This window comes from Klebsiella sp. 141161, from assembly GCF_050600815.1.
In the GTDB taxonomy this organism is placed as follows: domain Bacteria; phylum Pseudomonadota; class Gammaproteobacteria; order Enterobacterales; family Enterobacteriaceae; genus Klebsiella; species Klebsiella aerogenes.
In genome coordinates this window covers 1-371 of the sequence record NZ_JAQIRN010000030.1, presented here as the reverse complement: position 1 = coordinate 371, position 371 = coordinate 1, and the positions used below count along the sequence as shown (strand labels likewise).

The following is a 371-nucleotide window of genomic DNA, read 5'->3' as shown; positions in this document are numbered from 1 at the left end:
GAGGCGCTCGATTATGTCGCCACCCGCCTTGGCGCCATTAAAGAAAAATATGGCCCGGACGCGATCCAGACCACCGGCTCCTCCCGCGGGACCGGCAATGAAACCAACTACGTGATGCAAAAATTCGCGCGCGCCGTTATTGGCACCAATAACGTCGACTGCTGCGCTCGCGTCTGACACGGCCCTTCGGTTGCAGGTCTGCACCAGTCGGTCGGTAACGGCGCCATGAGTAATGCCATCACGGAGATTGATAACACCGATCTGGTGTTTATCTTCGGTTACAACCCGGCGGATTCCCACCCTATCGTGGCGAATCACGTCATTAACGCCAAACGCAACGGGGCGAAAATCATCGTCTGCGACCCGCGCAA

General features: G+C 57.4%; 1 protein-coding gene. It reads left to right on the top strand.

What is annotated here, in order from left to right:
- On the top strand, window positions 1–371 hold a 371-nt coding region (locus PGR79_RS23835), incomplete at both ends, for a molybdopterin-dependent oxidoreductase (protein ID WP_334755631.1).